At 48.1% G+C, this 22,698-nt stretch carries 22 protein-coding genes; 18 read left to right on the top strand and 4 right to left on the bottom strand.

Annotated features, from left to right (window positions below):
- The first annotated feature begins 240 nt into the window (after positions 1-240).
- Positions 241-1,206, top strand: coding sequence for a KpsF/GutQ family sugar-phosphate isomerase (locus PKI34_01825; GenBank protein ID HNS16544.1), 966 nt, complete (start codon positions 241-243; stop codon positions 1,204-1,206).
- A 14-nt stretch (positions 1,207-1,220) separates the two neighbouring features.
- Positions 1,221-1,943, top strand: a complete 723-nt coding sequence (gene lptB / locus PKI34_01820; protein HNS16543.1) for an LPS export ABC transporter ATP-binding protein — start codon at positions 1,221-1,223, stop codon at positions 1,941-1,943.
- Here the strand turns inward: lptB and PKI34_01815 are convergent.
- Complete coding sequence (locus tag PKI34_01815) at positions 1,932-3,308, bottom strand: serine hydrolase domain-containing protein (protein ID HNS16542.1); 1,377 nt, start codon at positions 3,306-3,308, stop codon at positions 1,932-1,934. The genes lptB and PKI34_01815 overlap by 12 nt on opposite strands.
- A gap of 100 nt (positions 3,309-3,408) precedes the next feature.
- The gene (locus PKI34_01810) at positions 3,409-4,137 is read right to left on the bottom strand and encodes a CDP-alcohol phosphatidyltransferase family protein (GenBank protein ID HNS16541.1); all 729 of its coding nucleotides are present in this window, start codon (positions 4,135-4,137) and stop codon (positions 3,409-3,411) included.
- 139 nt (positions 4,138-4,276) lie between these two features.
- Here PKI34_01810 and PKI34_01805 point away from each other — a divergent pair, with 139 nt between their 5' ends.
- From PKI34_01805 to PKI34_01755, 11 genes are all read left to right on the top strand, one after another.
- Entirely contained in the window at positions 4,277-5,509 is a 1,233-nt protein-coding gene (locus PKI34_01805) for an S-adenosylmethionine:tRNA ribosyltransferase-isomerase (protein HNS16540.1), read from the top strand.
- On the top strand, positions 5,506-7,215 hold the full coding sequence (locus PKI34_01800) for a nucleoside-triphosphatase (protein ID HNS16539.1): 1,710 nt from the start codon (positions 5,506-5,508) through the stop codon (positions 7,213-7,215). The genes PKI34_01805 and PKI34_01800 overlap by 4 nt, the downstream gene beginning before the upstream one ends.
- Positions 7,216-7,442: 227 nt before the next feature.
- Positions 7,443-9,695, top strand: a complete 2,253-nt coding sequence (locus PKI34_01795) for a molybdopterin-dependent oxidoreductase (protein HNS16538.1) — start codon at positions 7,443-7,445, stop codon at positions 9,693-9,695.
- 48 nt (positions 9,696-9,743) lie between these two features.
- Complete coding sequence (locus PKI34_01790) at positions 9,744-10,280, top strand: 4Fe-4S dicluster domain-containing protein (GenBank protein HNS16537.1); 537 nt, start codon at positions 9,744-9,746, stop codon at positions 10,278-10,280.
- Between the two features lie 10 nt (positions 10,281-10,290).
- On the top strand, positions 10,291-11,232 hold the full coding sequence (gene nrfD / locus PKI34_01785; protein ID HNS16536.1) for a polysulfide reductase NrfD: 942 nt from the start codon (positions 10,291-10,293) through the stop codon (positions 11,230-11,232).
- Positions 11,233-11,246: 14 nt separating this feature from the next.
- Positions 11,247-11,783 (top strand): YeeE/YedE thiosulfate transporter family protein, encoded by a 537-nt coding sequence (locus tag PKI34_01780; protein HNS16535.1) that lies wholly within the window; start codon positions 11,247-11,249, stop codon positions 11,781-11,783.
- Between the two features lie 12 nt (positions 11,784-11,795).
- Entirely contained in the window at positions 11,796-12,386 is a 591-nt protein-coding gene (locus PKI34_01775) for a YeeE/YedE thiosulfate transporter family protein (protein ID HNS16534.1), read from the top strand.
- A 25-nt stretch (positions 12,387-12,411) separates the two neighbouring features.
- Entirely contained in the window at positions 12,412-13,053 is a 642-nt protein-coding gene (locus PKI34_01770; GenBank protein HNS16533.1) for a rhodanese-like domain-containing protein, read from the top strand.
- A gap of 47 nt (positions 13,054-13,100) precedes the next feature.
- Positions 13,101-13,943, top strand: coding sequence for a twin-arginine translocase subunit TatC (gene tatC, locus PKI34_01765; protein HNS16532.1), 843 nt, complete (start codon positions 13,101-13,103; stop codon positions 13,941-13,943).
- 98 nt (positions 13,944-14,041) lie between these two features.
- Positions 14,042-14,296 carry a DUF5668 domain-containing protein gene (locus tag PKI34_01760; protein HNS16531.1) on the top strand — a complete coding sequence of 85 codons (255 nt, stop codon included), beginning with the start codon at positions 14,042-14,044 and terminating at the stop codon, positions 14,294-14,296.
- Complete coding sequence (locus PKI34_01755) at positions 14,293-15,249, top strand: DUF5668 domain-containing protein (protein HNS16530.1); 957 nt, start codon at positions 14,293-14,295, stop codon at positions 15,247-15,249. Before PKI34_01760 ends, PKI34_01755 begins: the two co-directional genes overlap by 4 nt.
- A 4-nt stretch (positions 15,250-15,253) precedes the next feature.
- Here the strand turns inward: PKI34_01755 and PKI34_01750 are convergent, their stop codons facing one another.
- Positions 15,254-16,030 carry an alpha/beta fold hydrolase gene (locus PKI34_01750; protein ID HNS16529.1) on the bottom strand — a complete coding sequence of 259 codons (777 nt, stop codon included), beginning with the start codon at positions 16,028-16,030 and terminating at the stop codon, positions 15,254-15,256.
- Positions 16,031-16,126: 96 nt separating this feature from the next.
- Positions 16,127-16,858, bottom strand: coding sequence for a pyridoxine 5'-phosphate synthase (locus PKI34_01745; protein HNS16528.1), 732 nt, complete (start codon positions 16,856-16,858; stop codon positions 16,127-16,129).
- Between the two features lie 135 nt (positions 16,859-16,993).
- Here PKI34_01745 and PKI34_01740 point away from each other — a divergent pair, with 135 nt between their 5' ends.
- Genes PKI34_01740 through PKI34_01720 form a run of 5 tightly spaced genes read left to right on the top strand, consistent with a single transcriptional unit; the run spans position 16,994 to position 22,680 of the window.
- Entirely contained in the window at positions 16,994-17,656 is a 663-nt protein-coding gene (locus PKI34_01740) for a CBS domain-containing protein (GenBank protein ID HNS16527.1), read from the top strand.
- Between the two features lie 7 nt (positions 17,657-17,663).
- The gene (locus PKI34_01735; protein HNS16526.1) at positions 17,664-18,560 is read left to right on the top strand and encodes an NAD kinase; all 897 of its coding nucleotides are present in this window, start codon (positions 17,664-17,666) and stop codon (positions 18,558-18,560) included.
- Between the two features lie 45 nt (positions 18,561-18,605).
- Positions 18,606-19,253, top strand: a complete 648-nt coding sequence (locus PKI34_01730; GenBank protein HNS16525.1) for a DUF6089 family protein — start codon at positions 18,606-18,608, stop codon at positions 19,251-19,253.
- A 45-nt stretch (positions 19,254-19,298) separates the two neighbouring features.
- Positions 19,299-20,024, top strand: coding sequence for an isoprenyl transferase (locus PKI34_01725; protein ID HNS16524.1), 726 nt, complete (start codon positions 19,299-19,301; stop codon positions 20,022-20,024).
- Between the two features lie 25 nt (positions 20,025-20,049).
- Positions 20,050-22,680 carry a POTRA domain-containing protein gene (locus PKI34_01720; protein HNS16523.1) on the top strand — a complete coding sequence of 877 codons (2,631 nt, stop codon included), beginning with the start codon at positions 20,050-20,052 and terminating at the stop codon, positions 22,678-22,680.
- The last annotated feature ends 18 nt before the right edge of the window (positions 22,681-22,698 follow it).

The raw sequence follows: 22,698 nt of genomic DNA, 5'->3' as shown, positions 1-22,698 counted from the left end.
TGATCCGCTGTTTCCATTAATCCCGCAGCGCTTAAATTCATTCCTCTATACACAAATTTATATAAAATACTTTTTAAATGATGCTTAAAAAAATGATAAAAATTCTTTTATAAATATAATACAATAAACAATGGCTTTCAACATTTTATTATAACCACATAAACTTAAGGGATAAAGCACGGAAGTTGTAAATTTGCAGGATGTGGTTTTAACTCGTGTATCACAACAGATCAGAAATAATTGAAATCAGCCGGGGAAATTAAACAGATTGCACGTCAGACACTGCGGGATGAGTCGGAAGCCATCCTGCACCTGATAAATTATGTGGATGATGATTTTTACAGATGCATTGAGATGATCTATCATTCAACAGGAAGGGTGATCATTACGGGTATCGGTAAAAGCGCCCATATCGCCAATAAAATCGTATCCACCCTTAACTCCACAGGAACCCGTGCCATTTTTTTACATGCAGCCGATGCCATCCACGGAGATCTGGGGATGATCAGGGATGACGATATCATCATCTGTATCTCCAAAAGCGGCGAAACCCCGGAGATAAAAGTAATGCTTCCCCTGTTGAAACTCCTGGGGAACAAACTGATTGCAATGGTCGGGAACCCTGAATCCTACCTGGCCCGAACTGCCGACCTGGTCATCTGTACCGCCGTCCGGAAGGAGGCTTGTCCCAACAACCTTGCCCCGACTTCCAGTACGGCTGCCCAGCTGGCCATGGGCGATGCTCTGGCTGTCTGTTTGATCGAATGCCATGGATTCACCGTGAAGGACTTTGCCAGGTACCATCCCGGGGGATCGCTCGGTAAAAAATTGTACCTCAAAGTCAGCGATCTTTCTATCAACAATGAAATTCCCCGGGTCGACAGCCAGGCAAATGTCAACCAGACCATCATCGAGATCTCTTCAAAACGGCTGGGCGCTACAGCGGTCATGGAAGATGAGCGGCTGGTCGGTATCATTACCGATGGCGACCTGCGGCGGATGCTTCAGAAAAATATCCCGCTTGATTCGATACGTGCCCGGGATATCATGACGAAGAATCCCCGTACCATCGATCAGAACACCCTGGTCTCCGAAGCACTGGATGTGATGAGGCAGAACAATATAACGCAGTTGCTGGTTTTGGATGAGGGCCGTTATGCGGGCGTCATTCATCTGCACGACATACTCAAAGAAGGAATCATCTAGGAATACCCTTTAAGATGCTCTATGCAAAGAATCTTGTAAAAAAATACAAGAACAGAATTGTGGTCAATGATGTCTCCATTGAGGTGCATCAGGGGGAGATCGTCGGCTTGCTCGGACCAAACGGTGCAGGGAAAACCACGTCTTTTTATATCATCGTCGGATTGATCAAACCCTTTTCAGGTAAGGTCTTCCTGGATGACCTGGAAATTACGCACGAACCGATGTACAAAAGGGCTAAACTGGGCATCGGATACCTGTCGCAGGAGGCTTCCGTTTTCCGGGCGCTGACGGTGGAAGATAACCTGAAGGCAGTCCTGGAATTTACTAAACTGACCAGGCAGGAACAAAAAGTCAAACTGGAAACGCTGATCGAAGAATTTGGCCTTCAGCATGTCAGGAACAGTAAGGGCATTACCCTTTCAGGCGGAGAGAGAAGACGTACAGAGATCGCCCGGGCGCTGGCCGTCGATCCCAGGTTCATTTTGCTCGACGAACCGTTTGCAGGGGTTGATCCCATAGCAGTGGAAGACATTCAGTACATCGTCTCCAAACTGAAAGATAAAAACATCGGCGTTCTGATCACTGACCACAACGTCCATGAAACGCTTTCAATCACCGACCGCTCCTATCTGTTATTCGAAGGTGCAATCATGAAATCAGGAACATCCGAGGAGCTGGCACACGATGAACACGTCAGAAAAGTCTACCTTGGAGAGAAATTTGAATTACGCCGGTAAAGCCTGGCAAAATTCACGAACTTCTTTTGCTTTGTGTGCTTTGCCCTGGCTTTCAAGATAATCTGCCATACGCAGGAAAACCTTTGACCGGGTGACCCATTCCCTGGCATCATTGCTCTGGGCCGAGTAAAGGGCCAAACCTTTTTCCATTCCCCCGGTAAGTAACGCTTGAGCGATTTCTTTTGAAGCCTGGCAAACCGACAGGTCTACCCATGTTTCCCTAAAAGCCTCAACGATCTGGTCCACTCCATTGAAACTGGTGTTGTTCAGTACGATGATGGTCAGATTGTCGGGCAGGTACTTGACAAATGCGGTACGGAATCCGCTCCAGCGACCATAATGATAGACCACCTTTGAAGTGCTGTCAAAATCAAGCCGGAAACCGAAACCATAGGGTATTTCACGGTCACTGTCCAGCTTTCCGGCTGTAATGGCCTGCTGAATGCTCCGATGCGGAACCAGTTTACCACTGTTGAGGGCCTGATCCCACTTAAAGAGATCCTCCACAGAAGCATAAACTCCCTTATCGCCCACGATACCATCATGCATCACCGTCTGGAAAGCATTTTTCTCTGAGCGGTTCCAGCGATACCCAACCAGATAGAAGGGATCGGCAGCACGCACGTTCGGGGCATGCACGGAGGCATTTTCCATATGTAGCGGTATGAAAATCCTCTCCGTAAGAAAGGATCCGAAGGATTGTCCCGAGATGCGTTCCACCACACTGGCCAGCAGGGCATAACCCGTATTGGAGTATGAGAACCTTTCGCCGGGATCAAAATTCATCCGATCACCGTGTTCAGCAAGAATGCTGACCAGGTCTTCGTTGGTGGGTAACAGGCTGTCGGATGTCCAGTATTGATCAATGTACCAGAGGTAGTTGGGAACACCTGATGTGTGATTCAATAAATGCCGGATGGTCACCCCCTGGTAGGGTAATTCAGGAATGGAGTTACGAAGCGGATCATCCAGCCTTAGCTTGCCTTCTGCTTCCAGGATCAGTATGGCCATGGCAGTGAATTGCTTGCTTACCGAGGCCAGCTGAAAGGACGTTTCTGGCCTTAATCTGATCAGATGTGCATCTTCATAACCTGAGCAGGCCTGGTAAACAATCTCATTATCATGCGCCAGCAAAATGTTCCCATTGAATCCTAAAGAATGATGACAGACATCCACGATGGAGTCAAACCGGCGATACATCTGTCTGAAAAGCAATGCTGTAAGTCGATTTTCTTCCTCCATGGTCAAAACCTCCGCGTTTACCATACGTTGAAGACCATAATTGTTTTCCGTGGGGATGAAAAGAAAAACAAACAACAGGATGAGTGCTGGCCTCAGAAGGTTGAAATTGACAGGGCTCCTCATGATTCTTTAGAGCAATTTTCCAATCTGGTTGCAAAATTATGAAAAAAACAGGGGCGGAATTACTGGAAAGATTGAAACGCAACATGCGATCATCCGGATATTACTCTTGCCTGGCAGGCCACCATCGTTGAGGGATAAAGAAGACCGATACCAGTACGTAAATGAAGATGATGACAGGGAAGGCACCTGCCCTGAGCAAAGGAATCAGGATTACCGAGACCAGCAGGATCAGATAGCGCAATCCATTCGATTTCCAGGAAAAATCCCTGAACTTCAGGGAGAGCATGTTGACTGGCGCGACCATCAGAAAAGATATCAGAAGCGTAGTTACCAGGAGGACCAGGGGATCGGAAATGAAACTCTGTACGTGGGATGATGTATTTTTGTCGGCCAGTATCACCGGAAGCGCTCCGATGAAGATCGCGCTGGCTGGTGTTGGTAATCCTCTAAATGTGTATTTCTGGGAAGCGTCAATCGTAAACCGGGCGAGCCTGATCGCAGAAAATACGGGAATGAGCACAAAGATGAAGGGAATCAGATTGGCAAAAAGTCCTCCTTCAGATCCAGTGGAACCGTCCATCAGGGTCCAGACGATAAAACCAGGAGCCACTCCAAATGAGACCAGGTCGGCCAACGAATCCAGTTGCTCCCCCATCGGCGAGCGGGCATGGAGCAGTCTGGCCATAAACCCATCAAGAAAATCCAGCACAAGTGCCACCGTTATGCAGAGAGAGCCCATGAGTAATTGATTGCGGAGAATAAACAGGATCGCCAGTGTCCCTGATACTAAGTTCAGCAGGGTGATCAGATTTGGAATGTTCTTTTTCATGGTGAGTGCTGATGGATGAATTACGGGGATCATTCTCCCGGTATGCAAAAATACATTGATTCGGGTATGATTATCGTTATTTTTGTGTGTCAAAACAATTCCTGCATCATTGTAATGAAAAGGGATCTGCACAAATAGCATGGAATTTCTGATCAGTGATTTCACGTACGAGTTGCCTGCTGACCGTATCAGCCAGTTTCCCCTGGCAGAAAGAGATCAGTCAAAACTTCTTCTTTATAGCGATCACTCCATCCGTGAGGACACTTTTCAGAATCTTGCGGATCACCTGCCCGAGAAGGGGCTGATGGTAGTCAATGACACCCGCGTGATCCATGCCCGTCTTCTGTTTCAGAAGCCAACCGGAGCCAGGGTGGAAGTGTTCTGTTTGAATCCTGTTGAACCAGTGCAGGAGATACAGTCGGCCTTTGTCCAACCTTCCGGGGTGACCTGGCATTGCCTGGTGGGCAATGCAAAGCGATGGAAACAGGGGCCTCTTTCTGCATCGGCTTATTGCCATGGAGAAAAGATCACGTTTTATGCTGAGCGGACCGGATCGGCAACGAATCCCGGCAACATACGTTTTTGCTGGAATCCCGGGCACTTTTCTTTCGCCGAAGTGCTGGAATTTTTTGGAAAAATTCCGCTGCCGCCTTATATTCAGCGTGAACCGGTTTCCCTCGATGCCATCCGGTACCAAACTCTTTTTGCCTGTACGGATGGCTCCGTGGCTGCTCCAACAGCTGGTTTGCATTTTACGGAGCAGGTACTGAAACGGCTCCAGGAAAAAAAGATCAAACGTGCGGAGGTCACCCTGCATATTGGAGCAGGTACCTTTACACCCATCGTAACTTCACGGATCGATGACCATGTCATGCATACAGAGAAGATCCGCATTTCTGTGAACCTGATCCGGTCACTCATTAAAGGGGATTACAGTAAGCTGATCGCCGTGGGTACCACCACCGTCCGGACCCTGGAAAGCCTTTACTGGTATGGTGTTAAGCTGATCCAGACCCACGGGACGGATACCCCCTTTGTGATCAGCCAGTGGGAACCCTACCGGCAACAGGCTCGAAGTGACCGGATTTTGAACAGGGATGCTCTGGAAGCTATCCTGGATTTGATGCATAAAAGGAGGATAACGGACCTGGACGGTCAGACCAGCCTGATGATTGTACCCGGCTACCGGTTCCGCCTGACGGATATACTGATCACCAATTTTCACCAACCCCGGAGTACGCTGTTATTGCTTGTTGCAGCTTTCATTGGTGACGACTGGAAACAGGCCTATCAATATGCTTTGGACCAGGGGTTTCGATTTTTAAGTTATGGAGACAGCTGTCTTTTCTATGGAAAGGATCCATCACCATGATTTTTTTGATTACCGGAAAAAAGGGTGAAGGGAAGACCAGCTGGGTGATGAACCTTGCCCGCCTGCTGGCAGGGGAGCATATTCAGGTCGGAGGGATTTGTTCAACCGGTACCTGGAAGGATGGTGAACGTGACCGGTTTCACGTAAGGGACCTTGAAAACGGCCGGACCTCGCTGCTTTGCGATCGTGTGGATGAAGGCAGTGACATTCCGTATCATCATTTTTTCTTCAAGCAGAGCGGTGTGGATTTCGGACTGGAGGCTTTGAGAAAAACCTGCCATACCTCTCCTGACGTGCTCATCATTGATGAGGTCGGGGGGCTGGAACTTCAAAAGGGGGGCTGGGCGACATTTCTGGAAACCTTACACGATGTGCCTGCTGGAATCATCCTTCTGGTAGTGCGCGAATCACTTGCAGACAGGGTCAGGGATCACTGGCATCTGACAGATGCAAAGGTGGTGCGAATAGCCGACATCACCCCTGAACGTTTCCTGCATCTCATTTTGCAGGAGCGCGAAACTGCTGACCAAAGCCGGAGCCTGATCTGGCAAAAAGCTGCCATCGCAGGGGGATTATGGGCATCGGTGGAGATCATTTTGGGCAGTTTTATGCATAATCTGCGTATCCCGTTCTCGGGCTCCATACTCGCTTTTTTTGGCGTCATTTTAATGGTTTCATTTTCGAGATTATGGCCTGAAAAGGGATTGATCTGGAGGGCGGGTCTGATCTGTGCCCTGATGAAGTCGGTCTCTCCCAGTGCCGTCATTCTGGGCCCCATGACCGGCATTTTTGCGGAGGCCGTTCTGTTGCAGTTGTTTGTCAACATCTTTGGCAGAAACCTGGCGGGCTATATGACCGGGGGGGTGTTTAGCCTGATGAGCGCCCTTATTCATAAAGTCATCACCCTGTTGATCATCTACGGAACCGACCTCTTCAAGATCTACCTGAACCTGTACTATTTTGCGGCCCGGCAGGTCCGAATCCAGCAGGCCGACCCCTGGGTAATCATCCTGATCCTGATTTTTGCCTATGTCATCTTTGGAGTGATTGCAGCAATCCTGGGGTATTCCATCGGGAAGAGGCCTGCCGGATCCGTGCCCCCGGAAGAACTTACGGATGAAGATCCTGGGATTCAGCAATCCGGTCCATCGGCATCTTCCGGGGGATACCGCTCCATTTATATGCTGCTGGCTCATCTTGCGGCAATTCCGGTTTGTTTATATATCATTAACATGGCAGACATTTACATTGGATTGATCCTGCCCTTCCTGTATTGCATCCTCATCGTGTTCCTCTATGCCAAACACCTTAAGCGACTGAAAAAGCCTTTTTTCTGGCTGCAATTGATGATCATTCTGATCTTGTCCGCATTTTTCTGGTCAAATCCTGTGACCGCACCCTCCGTATCCAAATGGGAGGGGGTGTGGGTTGGCTTGCAGCTGAATTTCAGAGCCATCCTGGTCATCCTTGGCTTCACCGCAATAAGCGTCGAACTTAAAAATCCCCGCATCCAGCACTACCTGGTGAATCATGGTTGCAAAAATATCTACTGGTCGTTGAACCTTGCGTTTTCCATTCTTCCGGTAATGGTGAAAAACATTACCCGTGGACGTTATTTTTTCCTGCACCCGATCGCTTCCTTATCAACAGCCTTAATGAAAGCTGATCAGTGGTTGAACACCATTCAAAACCAGCAGCGGGAATGAAATTTATAATCATTCTTAATATCATTATAATTCAGTAGATTTCAACATTGTAAATAGATACATAAATTCATTTGTGTTATTGATTTAGTGTAATAAATTGATTAATAATTATTTAGTTGATAAAATTGAAACTTCGGAGATTTGCTGGTCAAACGGAATAATTCGTTAATTTTGTGGTATACTCTTACTATCGATTGATTATTAATGTTTTACGATCATAATCCATAATGATGACGAACAGAAGGGAATTTATCCGGATTTCCTCCCTGGGGCTTGGGGGAGTGGCTTTAGCCGGAAGTTCGCTTTCTCTGGTCAGGGGCTCTGAGATCCTGAAGGAGTTCCTGAAGGATGACAGCAACGTCAGGCAGCTGCGACGGGTACCCACGTATTGTGAAATCTGTTTCTGGAAGTGTGCGGGGTGGGTATATTTCGACGAACAGGGAAAGATCAAAAAGATTGAAGGCAACGAAGAGGATCTGAATTGTAATGGGAGGTTATGCCCAAGAGGTACCGGGGGAGTCGGGATGTATTACGATGAAGACAGGCTGAAAACACCTTTGATCCGGACCGAGGAACGGGGCAGGCAGACGTTCCGTGAGGCAAGCTGGGACGAGGCCTTAAGTTTCCTTGCCGTGAAGATGCAAAAGATCGCCCGTGAGCATGGGCCGGAATGTGTTGCTTTGTTTACGCATGGCTCCGGAGGTAAGTATTTCGGGGACCTGTTGAAAGCCACCGGTTCGACCAACATTGCAGCTCCTTCTTTTGCCCAGTGCCGCGGCCCGCGCGAAGTGGCCTTTCTCTCTACCTTTGGTGAATCCATCGACTCTCCGGAGAATACCGATATTCGTGATACGCGATGCCTGGTGCTGATCGGGTCCCATATCGGTGAAAACATGCACAATGGTCAGATTCAGGAGATGTCGGATGCCATTGACAAGGGTGCAACGATCATTACGGTGGATCCCCGTTATTCCACCGCTGCAAGCAAATCGAAATACTGGCTTCCCATCAAACCGGCAACGGACATAGCCCTGCTGCTTGCCTGGATGCATGTTCTGATCGGTGAAGAACTTTACGACAGGGATTATGTCGAACGTTACACGGTAGGCTTTGAGCAGCTCAAAGCGCACGTAAGGGATAAAACACCCGAATGGGCCTATGGTGTTACGACGATCAAGCCGCATATCATCCGGGAAACGGCGCGGGAAATGGGACACGCTTCACCTGCCGTGATCGTTCATCCCGGACGGCATGTCACCTGGTATGGTGACGATACCCAGCGAAGCCGGGCCATAGCGATCTTAAATGCCCTGCTTGGCTCCTGGGGAAGGCGTGGCGGATTTTACAGAAATGCGAATTACGAATTGCCTGAATTTCCGCACCCTGCATTTCCAACTCCTAAAAGGACCTGGCGTGAGGCTTTCCCGGGAAAATATAACCTTACCTCAGCGGTTCTGGCCAGTGGGGTCTGCGACGCCACCATCCCTTCATTTGATCGCGACTGTAATTTTAAAGGCTGGATCGTTTGCGGGACAAATCTCATTGAAACCCTGCCCAACCAAAAGAATACCCTTGAAGCCATCCAGAACCTTGAACTGCTGGCCGTGATTGATACCATGCCGATGGAGATCACCGGATGGGCCGATGTGGTTCTTCCTGAATGCACCTACCTTGAACGGTATGATAGCATCAGGGCGGGCCAGCACCGGAAACCACAGATCGCTCTCCGAATGCCGGCAAGCCCCCCTTTATATGATAGCAAGCCTGCCTGGTGGATCGCAAAGGAACTGGCTAAAAAGCTGGAAATCCGGCAATATTTTGATTACGAAAATCTGGAGGATGTCCTGGACTGGCAGCTCAGGCAAATAGGATCCTCCCTGGAAGAAATGCAGCGAACCGGTGTAAAAACCTTCGAACGGGATGCCGATGATCTGTATTTTGCCGATGGCGAGGAAATTGAATTCAACACCCCCTCAGGTAAAATTGAACTCTATTCCACTGAATTTGAGGCTGAAGGTTTTGATCCCATCCCTAACTACACGCCGCACGAAGAGCCGCCGGAAGGATTTTACAGGTTGAACTACGGAAGAAGCCCGGTACATACCTTCAGCCGGACCTCAAACAATGCCAACCTTACGGATATCATGGAAGAAAACTCACTCTGGGTCAATCCGAAAGTGGCAAATCAGTGGGGAATGAAAAATGATCAGTATGTATGGTTGAGGAATCAGGATGGCATTGTTTCCTCGTTTCCCGTGAAAGTGCGTGTAACGGAACGCATTCGCTGGGATTCGGTTTATATGGTGCATGGATTCGGACATGACCAGAAACGCCTGACCCGGTGCTACGGAAAAGGGGCCAGCGATACGGAACTGATCAGCCGCGTGTGGGTCGATCCGATCATGGGTGGGACAGGCATGCGTGGAAATTTTGTGACATTTATTCTGGAAGATCCGGCCGGCCAGGTTGTAACTTCCTGAGATATGAACCGATGAATAAATTCAAAACCAGTTGACAGGAGGATTCATATGAGATATGCAATGGCGGTGGATACCAGGAAATGTGTTGGATGCAGTGACTGCGTGGTTGCCTGCCAGACTGAGAACAATGTTCCGATTGGATATTGCAGGGATTGGGTGGTAGAAGTGGTGGATGGTACGTTTCCTCAATTGGAAATAGAAATCCGCTCAGAACGTTGCAATCATTGCGGAAATGCCCCCTGTGTGCGGTGTTGCCCCACAGGCGCCAGCCATTATTCCGACGGTGGGACCGTCCTGGTTAATCCCGTCAAGTGCATTGGATGCGGTGCCTGCATTGCATCCTGCCCCTACGATGCACGCTTCCCCCATCCGGATGGATACCCTGATAAGTGTACCTTTTGTTTGACCAACAGGGTGCAGAAGGGACTGAAACCAGCCTGCGTTGCCGTTTGCCCGACAAAATGCCTGTATTTCGGTGATCTGGAGGATCCAAACAGCGATGTCTCCACGATCATGAAAATCAGGAAATGGAAAACCCTGATCCCGGAAGCAGGTACTGAACCGCATCTTTTTTTCTTAATCTAAGGTGATCGTTATGAAAGAGGAAATCATTGTCAGCGGAAGGATGAATCCCTTAATCGATCCCGAGCTTCATATCTGGGAGTGGCCAATCCCCCTGTATCTGTTCCTGGGAGGGCTTGCAGCAGGTATACTCGTTTTCGCTTCCTTCTATATCCTGCAAGGGAAAGAAGACAAATTCAGAACAGCTGTCAAAGTTGCCCCCCTGATAACGCCCATCCTGTTGATCATTGGATTATTGGCTCTGATCTATGATCTGAACCACCGGCTGTATTTCTGGCAGCTTTTCACGACCCTGCGACTTACATCACCCATGTCGTGGGGGGCCTGGACGTTACTGGTCGTTACACCGCTGTCGGTTGTCCTGGGTGCCATCTACCTGAAAGATGTTTTCCCGGGATTTAACTGGAAGGTTGACTGGCTGGAGAAGCCCATCGAATTCTTCAAAAAAAACAGAAAGATCCTCGCCTGGATCCTGATCATCCTTTCACTGATCCTTGGGGTATATACAGGTATCCTTCTTTCAGCGTTCAATGCACGTCCCTTATGGAACACGTCCATTCTTGGGCCGTTGTTTCTTACTTCCGGCCTCTCGACCGGTGCCGCTGCCATCGTACTGATGAGTAAATCACATGAAGAGCGCCTTCATTTTGCAAAACTGGACCTGGTTTTCATTGGCATTGAACTCTTTCTTATCGTCCATATGTTCATGGGATTTATGGCAAGCACGGAAGTCCAGATCCAGGCAGCCGGGTTGTTTCTGGGAGGCCCTTATACGACCCCTTTCTGGTTGTTCGTTGTCTTTATGGGACTTATCCTCCCGGCGATCCTTGAAGTCCTGGAGATCAAAGGGTACAGGCTGCCACTGATCATAGCACCTATCCTGGTGTTGATCGGGGGGCTGCTGTTCCGGTTCATTATTGCCTACGCAGGGCAGGCAAGCAGATGGTTATATTAAATACTTTCAATGCTATGGAAATACATACAAAACAGGTAAGGAAAACCAGGTACATGAATCCCTATGTCGCCGGAGTGTTGCTCGGACTGGTGGTTCTTGCCGCCAATTTCATTGCCGGCCGGGGTGTCGGCGCCAGCGGCGCCGTCAAGTCGGCCATCGTGGCAACCATGGAAACCATTGCCCCCGACCATACGGCCAATGCCACTTTTTATAAGGATTTTGGTGAATCCCACGGAGGGAATCCATTGAATTCCTGGTTGGTTTATCAAATGCTCGGCGTGCTGGTCGGTGCATTCCTTTCAGGTATCCTTTCCCGGAGATTGACATGGAAAGTGGAACATTCCCCCAAAATCACATCGAAACGCCGTCTGGTATTTGCCCTGATCGGAGGTGCCCTGTTTGGATTTGGTTCCCAGCTGGGCCGGGGATGCACCAGCGGCTCAGCCCTCAGCGGAATGGCTGTTCTTTCCCTGCAGGGATTTATCTCGATGATGGCAATTTTTGGGACTGCATTTGCATTTGCTTATTTCTTCAGAAAAAACTGGATCTAAATTCGCTCTACCATGGGACCATTGATTGTTAATGAAATAATATCAGAAAATACCAATCTTCTATTGGCTTTCTTCATTGGCATTGGCTTCGGTGCCGTTCTTCAACAGGCTGGTTTCTCCTCCAGCCGTAAACTGGCAGGTATGTTCTACGGTTATGATACCGTTGTCCTGAAAGTTTTCTTTACAGGAGCCATCACTGCCGCACTGGGCTTGCTGTTTTTCAGTTTATTTGGATGGATCGAACTGGACTATGTTTTTGTAAATCCCACGTACCTCTGGTCAACCATTGTTGGAGGGATCATCATGGGACTTGGCTTCATCATGGGGGGATTCTGCCCGGGCACAAGCTTTTGTGGTGCTGCCATCGGTAAAATCGACGCCCTTGTGTTCATCGGCGGCCTTTTCATTGGAATCTTTATTTTTGCAGAAGGATTTCCGCTCTGGCAGAACCTGTATCTGGCAAAAGACCTGGGTGTCGTTACCGTCAATGATGCATTGAACATCTCACCCGGTGTATTTGTTTTACTGATGATTCTCGTGGCGGCTGGTATGTTTTGGGTGGGAGAATGGGCTGAAAAAAAATTCCCCAGAGAAGAATACTAGTTTTTAATCCAAATCCTCATCGATTATGCTTTCCAAATTAAATTTCCGCGTCGTCATCTCCCTGCTGATGATCCTGCTTGGCTTTATCATCGCCGCCATTCCTGTGAATACAACAAGACCCTATAAATTGACCTCCGACCAGTTGCTGGAGGAACTGAAAAGCGGGACTCAGTTCATTCACCCGGACCAGGTGGCTGAAATGCTCATCAATAAAGATCCTTACCTGCGCTTGGTTGACGTACGCTCTCCCGAAGAATTTGATAAGTTCCATCTTCCCGGTGCTGTCAATGTACCGCTGGATAACATCCTGTCGGATCAATGGACCGATATCCTTGACCAGGATGTTTACATGAATGTGTTCTACTCCAATGGGGCCACGCATTCAAATGAAGCCTGGATGCTTCTCCGTCAACTTGGCTATGCCAACAACTATGTTCTGGAAGGGGGTCTGAACTACTGGGTTGAAACGATCATGAATCCTTCCGCCCCCTCTTCGACCGATCCGGCTGATGAATTTGCCAGATATGATTTCCGGAAAGGTGCAGGAATGGCACTCGGCGCGGATGAGCTGACACCGTCACCGCAGGAAACTACCCCCGCAGCACCCAAACCTACGATCGCCACAAAAATCAAGAAGAAAAAAGTGGCAAGCGGCGGGTGTTCCTGATCCCTACCTGCTGATGCCTGTACCTTTTAAACGATAAGTTCACGCACGTGACCGAAACCAAGTCTACAAAAAAAACCAGAGAATCCAATCCCGAAAAAGAGATGTCCTTCTGGCAGCACCTTGAAGAGCTCCGGTGGCACATCCTTCGGTCGGCCATCGCTGTCATTGTCCTGTCAGTTGTCGCCTTTATCAACAGGAGTATCCTTTTTGATACCATTCTGCTGGCCCCAAAAGACGTCAACTTCATCACCAATCAGTGGTTCTGCAGGCTTGCCGATGTATTGTCGGTGCCGGCCCTGTGCTTCAATGATTTCGCGCTCAATATCGTCAACCTGACCATGTCGGGCCAGTTCATGACCCATATGTACATCTCACTCTCCGCCGGACTTATCCTGGCCGTTCCCTATGTGCTCTGGGAAATCTGGAGGTTCATCAAGCCCGCACTGAAGTCCCGGGAACGTAAATATTCCGGTGGCGCAGTACTGATCATGTCCATGCTGTTTTTCATAGGGGTTTTGTTCAGCTATTTCATAATTGTCCCGCTGACCTTGAATTTCCTGGGCTCTTACCGGGTGAGCGATATGGTCCAGAATCAAATTTCGCTCAGATCCTATCTTGGCACGGTGGTTACCCTCACGTTCGCTACTGGCCTTGTGTTTGAACTGCCTGTCTTTGTTTATTTTTTCTCCCGGATCGGCATACTGACCTCTGATTTTATGCGTAAGAACCGCAAGTATGCCCTGGTCCTTATCCTGATCGTCGCAGCCATTATTACGCCACCGGATGTTTTCAGTCAGACCATGATCGCCCTCCCGCTCTATGGACTTTACGAGATCAGTATATTCATTGCAGCAAGGGGCTATCGGAAGAATCAGGAACTGGCCGGTTGAAAATAAGCCGGAATTGTAACTTTTTTCTTATCTTTACGTCCAATCACTGTTTTATCAGTTCTCCTGATGAGAGGCTCCGTTATTAAAAATCTTCAATCATGGACCAAGAAACAATAAACACACCTAATCCCGTTCCAGCCGGGCCACCAGCCGGGCCAAAGGATCCTAAAAAAGAAAAGACCAATGGCAGCCTTGTTGCCGGGATCATCCTGATAACCATCGGAATTTTATTTTTGATGAACAGATTTTTACCCCGCATTCATTTTGGCGATCTCTGGCCTGTTCTCCTCATTGTCGGCGGGATCATACTGGTCTATAATGCATATAAAGACAAAAACAAAAATCAATCATGAGCACTAAGAAAATTTTCTGGGGTGCCATCCTTATTCTGATCGGCATTCTGATCATACTAAAAAACGTCGGAGCAATCTATTTTACGTGGTGGTCGGTCATTCGTCTCTGGCCGGTTATCCTGGTACTTCTGGGAATATCCATGATCCCGGTGAAAGAATGGATCAAACTCCTTGTTTCATTTCTGATCGTTGCGTTCACATTTTTTCTCGTCGTCAACGACAACAAAGTAACTTATCCCGGTTTCAGGGGATGGACCCGGCCCTTTCACAACTGGAGGGGGGATACAGATGATTGGAACAAACCTGACCGAAAGAAGTACGGGGGCCCAGAGGCATCCTATCAGAACCTGGTCGAACCTTACGATTCTGCGTTGGCTGCTGCCGAGCTCCGGCTGGACGCAGCTGCGGGTGAGTTTCATATCGGCGATACCTCGGCAAATCTGATCGAATTTGAGCGGAAAGGCTTCTGGGGTAATTACAGCATGACCTCCCTGGATACGGATGATAAACAGATCATCTCACTTACGCTGGAGGCCGGAAACATTCAACGGCCCGCCAGGGAACATAAAGTGAACATAAAACTGAATCCCCATCCGGTCTGGGATTTCGATCTGGACATCGGTGCTGCAGCTGTCACCCTGGATATGAAGGATTACAGGACCAGGACGATCGATATTGATGGAGGTGCGGCCTCCATTGACCTTGAACTGGGTGATGCCTATCCGGAAACGAATGTCACCATTGATGCAGGTGCGTCATCCATTACCCTTTCCATACCTCAGTCATCGGGATGTGAGGTGAAAGCCAACACGGTACTTTCCTCCCGTAACCTGGAAGGATTTTATAAAGTTAAGGATCATACGTTTCAGACGGATGATTTTTCGGCTGCCACCAATAAGATCTACATCACCATAGATGCCGCTGTCTCCACCCTGAGCATCAACCGGCGCTGATCCTTCATTCAGTTCCTGAAAGGTAATCCCTCAGCACATTGGTCAGTTCATCCGGTTTGTCGCCATTGATCCAGTGTGAAGCACCTGGAATCGTAATGAATCCGACGTTCGGAAAATAGGTGCTGAAGATACCCCTGTCAGCGGTGGCAATGTAGTCCGAATCACCGCCCTGAATGACCAGAACCGGGCCAGGATATTGTCCTGTAAAGGGTATCGGTCCGAAAATCAGTTCCAGGTTGTCCTCAATCGCTTTCAGGTTGATACGCCACTCAAACCGGCCAGGTCCTGTCCGCTGTAGATTTTTTAACATGAATTGCCGTATCCTCCCGCTCAGTGGCCACTTGTTCAGTTCATCTTCTGCCGCCTGCCTCGAGGTGACGTTTTCGGGATCGACCGCACGCATCGCCTGAAGAATCGTCAGGTGTTCCTGCCGTATGGCATTGGATTGAGGACTGATGTCGATTATGACGAGTTTCTTAACCAGAACAGGAAGATCGAGTGCGAAGCCCATTGCCACTTTGCCTCCCATAGAATGTCCGATTAAAACGGGATTTTTAAGGGCATGCTCTTCAATGAACTCCCTTAAATCCTCAACAAGGGCATAATAATTCAATGCCGGACTATGAGGTGAATGTCCGTGGTTCCTTTGGTCTGGAATGAATACGGAAAAATGTTCTCCAAGGCGGCGCCCAATGGTCACCCAGTTATCCGATGACCCAAAGATACCATGCAGGATGATCACTGGCTCACCCGTTCCAAATTGCCTGAAAAATAATTTCATCGAACCAAATCACAAAGAATAACCACAAATAACCACAAATATCTCTAAATGATCACGAATGACTATAAATCACCATGAATCACCATGAATGACTCCTTATGACCCAATACCCCGCCCCTCCAGCTGCCTCCTGTAGAGCTGTATCGTATTCTCCAGCCCGAAGTAAAGTGCATCGGCGATCAATGCATGACCAATGGAAACTTCAAGCAATCCAGGGATATGCATCACAAAATAGCGAAGGTTCTCAAGGCTGAGATCATGGCCTGCATTCAGTCCGAGGCCTTCCTCCAGCGCGGTTTCCGCCGCTGCGAGGAAGGGTCTGATAGCCTGCTCCTTATCCTGTGCAAAATTGCGGGCATAGCTTTCGGTATAGAGCTCGATCCGATCCGTTCCGGTCTTTCCTGCATAACGGATCATTTCGGGGTCCGGTTCAACGAAAAGGGACGTCCGTATCCCGGCATCCTTGAACCTTCTGATGACCGTATGGAGGAACGCCAGGTTTTCCCGTGTGTCCCATCCGGCATTGGAGGTCAGCACACCGGGCGCATCCGGAACAAGGGTTACCTGATCAGGTACGCTGGACAGAACCAGGTCAATGAAACTTTCCGCAGGATAGCCTTCAATGTTGAATTCGGTGGTGATCAATGGTTTGATTTCGATCACATCCCTGTACCGAATGTGCCGTTCATCCGGCCGGGGATGAACCGTAATGCCCTGTGCACCAAATCGCTGACAGTCGACGACGGCCTTTTGTACATCCGGAATGTTTCCGCCGCGCGCATTGCGCAACGTAGCAATTTTGTTGATGTTAACGCTCAATCTGACCATAATGAATCTTCAACGTTCCATTTTTACAAAGCTACTAAATCGGATCATCTGATCCGCAGCCAACAGCAATTTTCATCCCTGTTGACACGGATCCGTTAAAAACCTGTAATTTAGCAGGCTCATTTGAAAAATGGCATGGTTGCAAAAGATCTCATTGCTGAAGGCTTACATTCGCTGAAAATTACGGATACAGGTACCAGCGCCCTGGTGCTGATGGACGAATATAAAGTATGGCATTTGCCTGTGACGGATCAAGAATCCTATCTGGGACTGATCACCGAAACGGAACTCTATACGCTTGAAGACCCTGATTGCACTCTGGACAACCTGAAGGCGAGCTTTCAGAGAATCTTCGTCAACGAACATGACCATGTTTACGACGTCATCAGGATGGCTGATTCGTCGAAAGTTTCCGTCATACCTGTGCTCAATGGGAAACAGGAATACATCGGATTGATCACCTTGCAGAAGCTGCTGGCTGGTTTTGCTGCAATGAGCTGCTCAGGTTTTCCGGGAGCGATCATCATCCTTGAATTGAATGTCAATGATTACCTTTTATCCGAGATTGCACAGATCGTTGAATCCAATGATGCCAAGATCCTCGGTATCTACCTCTCACCCCATACGGAGTCGACAAAATTGGACATTACGATCAAAATCAACCAGACCGACATCAGGTCCATCCTGCAGACATTCAACAGGTATGACTATATTGTCAAAGCGTCTTTCTCGCCGAAGGATCCCGATGAAGATCTCCGTGATCGTTATGAATCCCTGATGAGGTACCTGAATATTTGACAGAACTATGAATATAGGTTTTTACGGTAAATCCATACCTTCTGAAAGCTTGCCTGCTATCGGTCAATTTTTCCGTCGGCTGGCAAAATCAGATTGTCGTCTGATGATCTATGAGTCATTTCATCACCGGCTGATACACGAGTATGGTTTTGAAATAACGGCAGATACATTTCAGGGGCATAACGATATTGCAGGCCATCTGGACTACCTGGTTTCCATAGGCGGGGACGGGACTTTTCTGGATACGGTCACCCTTGTCAGGGATTCCGGTATTCCCATCTTTGGAATCAATACCGGACGTCTGGGCTTTCTTTCCAGTGTTACGGCGGAAGACACGGAACAGGCTGTGGACGCACTTCTCAGTCGTCGGTACTGGCTTGACCAGCGAACATTGATCCGTTTGGAATCACCTGCCGGTCTGTTTGGTGAATTGAACTATGCATTGAATGAAGTGGCTGTCTACCGGAAGGACCCCAACTCGATGCTGGCCATCCACACGTATGTTGATGATCTTTTTTTGAATTCCTACTGGGCTGATGGGCTGATCATTGCCACCCCGACCGGTTCCACCGCTTATTCCCTTTCCTGTGGCGGACCCATCGTACTACCCGAAGCCCGGAATTTTCTCATAACTCCCATTGCGACACACAATTTAACCGTACGGCCTGTCGTTATTCCTGATGATTGCACGATTCGACTACGGGTGGAAGGAAGAAGCAGCGAATTTTTTGTAAGTCTTGATTCCCGGTTCAACACCCTCGATTCATCAACCGAGATCATCATCGTCAGGGAGAATTTTAAAATCAATCTGATCCGGATGGAAGAACAAAATTTTTTCAGCACCATTCGCGGAAAACTTAAATGGGGACTCGATATCAGAAATTATTCCGGAGGTATTTCCTGAATGGATAAAGAATCAAAAAGTGGTATTTTTGCGCGGTTAACTTCTATGAAACGATTAATTCTGGCTCTGTCCTGTCTGATCACGGTCATCCACACATCCGCACAGTATGACGAGGTGGGAATTTACGTGGGCAGTTTTTTCATTGTCAACGGAGCCAGCTTCTTGAATCCGGAACAAACGGATCAAAAGGCTGTGAATTTTCAACCTCATATAAATCAGCCATCTCCAGCCATTCAGCTGTTGTATCGTCATAGTTTTGATTCGCGGCAAACAGTCTCGGGAACATTTTCCTGGTCGCATTTTTATGAAGTGGCAACCCGTTATGAAATCAATTTCCGCAATTTTATCCTTGGCAGCAAGAAAAACTATTACTCAACGTATATTTTTGGCGGACTGGCTTACGCATTTGGGAAAGATTCGACTTTGCTCGGGCTGCCAGAATATGTAAATGATTCTTTAAAAATCGAAACATTAAGTGCTGTATCGTTGCCTTTTGGTTTGGGATTCAAATACAGTATCGGGGAATCCCTTGGATTGTCAGCCGAAATTGGATTGAGGAAGAATTTGGGACTTAACAATAACGAAAGTGGTTTTTTACCGGTCAGCCAGCCGTTCTATGGTTTTATCGGCGTTGCTGCCACTTACAGATTCAGTTTTGTAAACAGGCGTAAATGCATTAATCTTGAATATTAAAGGATAATGCTGTCCCTCATACACGGAGGGCGGTTTTTGAGCACTATGGACATTAAAGAACAAATAGACCGTGAAAAGCTGCCCTTGCACATTGCGGTGATCATGGACGGCAATGGCCGCTGGGCACAGCGGCAAGGGAAAGAGCGTGTTTTCGGTCATGAACAGGGGGTGAAAGCCGTCAGGGAAATCACGGAGGCAGCTGCTGAACTGGGTATCCAGTACCTGACCCTGTTCGCTTTCTCAACGGAAAACTGGAAACGTCCCAAAGAGGAAGTCAGCGCCCTGATGCAGCTACTGGTCCAGACGATTGGCCGGGAGACCAAAACCCTCGTGAAAAACAACATTCGCCTCCAGGTGATCGGTGATCTGACAAGCCTGGATGCAACCTGCTATTCCGAATTGATGGAAGCGATCCGTACTACGGCCGGCAATACCCGCATGACACTTATTCTGGCGCTCAGCTACAGCTCCAGGTGGGAGATTGTTGAAGCTGCCCGTCAGATTGCCCGGCAGGCCAGCCTCCACCAGCTGGATGATCAGGCCATCGATGATGAATTCTTTAGCCGGCACCTGACCACCGCTCACTATCCTGATCCTGAATTGCTGATCCGAACCAGTGGTGAATTCAGGTTAAGTAATTTTTTGCTCTGGCAGATTGCTTATACAGAATTGTACTTCACACCTAAACTCTGGCCTGATTTTACCAGGAATGACCTGTATGAGGCAATACTCGATTTTCAGAAAAGGGATAGAAGATTTGGAAAGATCTAAAAAAATAGTTCAACCTGATTCATTTATGCCATTAAAAAGGATCATCATCGCCATAATCGCTGGTTTGTTGTTTTCCTTACCTGGTACGACTCAGGTTACCATCGGGGATGATCTGTCGGGAATTGACTATTTAAAGCCTAAAGAATATGAAATTGGAGGCATCACCGTCAGCGGGATCCAGTACCTTGACCAGAATGTTTTGATCATGCTGTCGGGCCTTTCCGTCGGTGATCGTGTCTCGGTGCCCGGGGATGACATCAGCGATGCAATGCGCAACCTTTGGGACCAGGGCCTTTTTGAAGATATAAGGATCACAGCTGCGCGTATTCAGGGAGATGTGATCTTCCTGAACATTTTTTTGAAGGAACGACCCAGAATGTCCAAATTTTCATTGCTGGGAATCAAGAAAACTGAAGCCGACAACGTGAAGGAAGAGATCACCCTTCGCTCCGGAGATGTCCTCACGGAGAACCTTCTTGTACGCACTTCCCGGACCATCAAAAAGTACTTCAAGGACAAGGGCTTTCTTAATACGGAGGTAACGTTTAATCAAATATCCGATACCACTAAACCTAACAACGTCATCCTCGAGGTGATGATTGACAAGAACCAGCGGGTGAAGATCAGACATATCAACATTGAAGGCAACGCGGCGATGACGGATCAACAGATCAAGGGGGGCCTGAAAAAAACCAAAGAAAAAAGCTATGTCCATCCCCTGAATTATATCGATACGCTTGTCACCTCCACACTGAAGGCCGCCACCACCCTCGACATGCTCAATGTCCTGGGAGCCGTTGGTGACTATTTTACCGATAATGTGAAACTCAGGATTTTCAAGAGCTCAAAATTTATCGTTGATGACTTTAAGGAAGATAAGAATAACGTCATAAAAAAGTATAATCAGCAGGGCTACAGGGACGCCAAAATTGTAGAAGATGTCATTTCTGCCAATCCCGACAATACTATTGACCTGAATATGAAGATCTATGAAGGAAGCAAGTACTATTTCAGGAACATTACGTGGATTGGCAATACCAAATACACAGCCGACCAGCTGAATGAGATCCTGAAGATCAAGAAAGGGGATGTATACGACCAGGAATTGCTTTCTACAAATCTGTCCTTTAATTTAAATGGAATGGACGTGACATCCCTGTATCTCGATAACGGCTATCTGTTCTTTTCCGTTGATCCGGTTGAAGTCAAGGTTGAGAACGACTCCATCGATCTGGAGATGAGGATATATGAAGGTAAACAGGCCAGGATCAATAAGGTGACCGTAAAAGGGAATGACCGGACCAACGACCATGTGATCATACGGGAGATCAGAACTGAGCCCGGGGAACTCTTTTCCCGCTCGGAAATCATACGAACCACACGTGAACTAGCTCAATTACAATACTTTAACCAGGAAAAGATCAATCCTGTTCCCATTCCGAATCCTGCCGATGGAACAGTGGATATTCAATATGAGGTAGAGGAAACATCATCGGATCAGATTGAGCTCTCAGGGGGATGGGGGTATGGCCGGGTCATTGGAACACTGGGTGTTTCCTTTAACAATTTTTCACTCAAAAACATGTTCGTCAAAGGAGCCTGGCGGCCTGTGCCAACAGGAGATGGCCAGAAGCTTTCGGTCCGGTTGCAATCGTACGGTAAAGGATACATCAGCTATAATGCAAGTTTTACAGAACCCTGGCTGGGAGGTAAAAAGGCCAACTCATTCACCATGTCCTATTACCATTCACTTTATTCCAACGGACTCTCTAAAAACGATATATCCAGGCAATCCTTTGTCCTCGACGGGGTAGCGCTTATGCTCGGAAAACGGCTTACCTGGCCCGATGACTATTTCAGCCTGATCCAGACCATCAATCTTCAGCGGTACAAGCTGGATAACTATACCAGCGTATTCTCCTTTGGAACGGGAACCGGTGAATACAACAGCATTACATACGGCATTACCCTGGCAAGGAACTCTGTGGATGCCCCGATCTTTGCGCGAACAGGTACCGAGGTTTCGCTTTCTCTGAAACTGACCCCTCCGTATTCTGCTTTTTCCAATAAAAATTATGCCCTCATGGAAGACGATGAGAAGTATAAATGGGTTGAGTACCATAAATGGGCCTTCCGGGCAGTGGTCTATAAACCCATTGTAGGTAATCTTGTCCTGGCTCTGAAATTCCGGTATGGCTTCCTGGGATGCTATAATCAGGATATCGGCATAACACCGTTTGAACGTTATTACATGGGAGGGGACGGCCTTTCGGGGTATAATAACATGGATGGCCGGGAAATCATCGGATTCAGGGGATACGAAAATGAGTCCCTTACACCAAATAAATATACAAACAAAACAAAGGGAGGTACGATCTACAGCAGGAATACGCTGGAGATCAGGTATCCTCTGTCGCTCAATCCCAGTTCAACGATCTATATGGCAGCCTTTCTGGAAGCCGGGAATTCATGGGAAGATTTTCGTACTTTCCAGCCATTCAACCTGTATCGTTCTGCAGGATTTGGTGTCAGGGTATACCTGCCCATGTTTGGCCTTCTGGGGCTCGACTGGGGATATGGTTTCGACCAGGTCCCCGGATTGCCAAACGCAAACGGCAGCCAGTTCCACTTTTCCATCAATCAGTCGATTGATTAATTTGGTATAATATTTGAC

The organism is Bacteroidales bacterium (genome assembly GCA_035342335.1).
In the GTDB taxonomy this organism is placed as follows: domain Bacteria; phylum Bacteroidota; class Bacteroidia; order Bacteroidales; family JAGONC01; genus JAGONC01.
Note: the sequence above shows the minus strand (reverse complement) of the source record. Positions and strands in the feature narration are given on the sequence as shown.

Bases quoted from the DNA above. Each gene is read 5' to 3' on its own strand.
- PKI34_01740 (HNS16527.1), top strand. From the start codon at position 16,994: ATGGTTGCAAAAGATCTCATTGCTGAAGGCTTACATTCGCTGAAAATT.
- PKI34_01730 (HNS16525.1), top strand. From the start codon at position 18,606: ATGAAACGATTAATTCTGGCTCTGTCCTGTCTGATCACGGTCATCCAC.
- PKI34_01805 (HNS16540.1), top strand. From the start codon at position 4,277: ATGGAATTTCTGATCAGTGATTTCACGTACGAGTTGCCTGCTGACCGT.
- PKI34_01815 (HNS16542.1), bottom strand. From the start codon at position 3,308: ATGAGGAGCCCTGTCAATTTCAACCTTCTGAGGCCAGCACTCATCCTG.
- PKI34_01725 (HNS16524.1), top strand. From the start codon at position 19,299: ATGGACATTAAAGAACAAATAGACCGTGAAAAGCTGCCCTTGCACATT.
- PKI34_01795 (HNS16538.1), top strand. From the start codon at position 7,443: ATGATGACGAACAGAAGGGAATTTATCCGGATTTCCTCCCTGGGGCTT.
- nrfD (HNS16536.1), top strand. From the start codon at position 10,291: ATGAAAGAGGAAATCATTGTCAGCGGAAGGATGAATCCCTTAATCGAT.
- PKI34_01735 (HNS16526.1), top strand. From the start codon at position 17,664: ATGAATATAGGTTTTTACGGTAAATCCATACCTTCTGAAAGCTTGCCT.
- PKI34_01720 (HNS16523.1), top strand. From the start codon at position 20,050: ATGCCATTAAAAAGGATCATCATCGCCATAATCGCTGGTTTGTTGTTT.
- PKI34_01810 (HNS16541.1), bottom strand. From the start codon at position 4,137: ATGAAAAAGAACATTCCAAATCTGATCACCCTGCTGAACTTAGTATCA.
- PKI34_01790 (HNS16537.1), top strand. From the start codon at position 9,744: ATGAGATATGCAATGGCGGTGGATACCAGGAAATGTGTTGGATGCAGT.
- lptB (HNS16543.1), top strand. From the start codon at position 1,221: ATGCTCTATGCAAAGAATCTTGTAAAAAAATACAAGAACAGAATTGTG.
- PKI34_01750 (HNS16529.1), bottom strand. From the start codon at position 16,030: ATGAAATTATTTTTCAGGCAATTTGGAACGGGTGAGCCAGTGATCATC.
- PKI34_01770 (HNS16533.1), top strand. From the start codon at position 12,412: ATGCTTTCCAAATTAAATTTCCGCGTCGTCATCTCCCTGCTGATGATC.
- PKI34_01800 (HNS16539.1), top strand. From the start codon at position 5,506: ATGATTTTTTTGATTACCGGAAAAAAGGGTGAAGGGAAGACCAGCTGG.
- PKI34_01755 (HNS16530.1), top strand. From the start codon at position 14,293: ATGAGCACTAAGAAAATTTTCTGGGGTGCCATCCTTATTCTGATCGGC.
- PKI34_01760 (HNS16531.1), top strand. From the start codon at position 14,042: ATGGACCAAGAAACAATAAACACACCTAATCCCGTTCCAGCCGGGCCA.
- PKI34_01775 (HNS16534.1), top strand. From the start codon at position 11,796: ATGGGACCATTGATTGTTAATGAAATAATATCAGAAAATACCAATCTT.
- PKI34_01745 (HNS16528.1), bottom strand. From the start codon at position 16,858: ATGGTCAGATTGAGCGTTAACATCAACAAAATTGCTACGTTGCGCAAT.
- PKI34_01780 (HNS16535.1), top strand. From the start codon at position 11,247: ATGGAAATACATACAAAACAGGTAAGGAAAACCAGGTACATGAATCCC.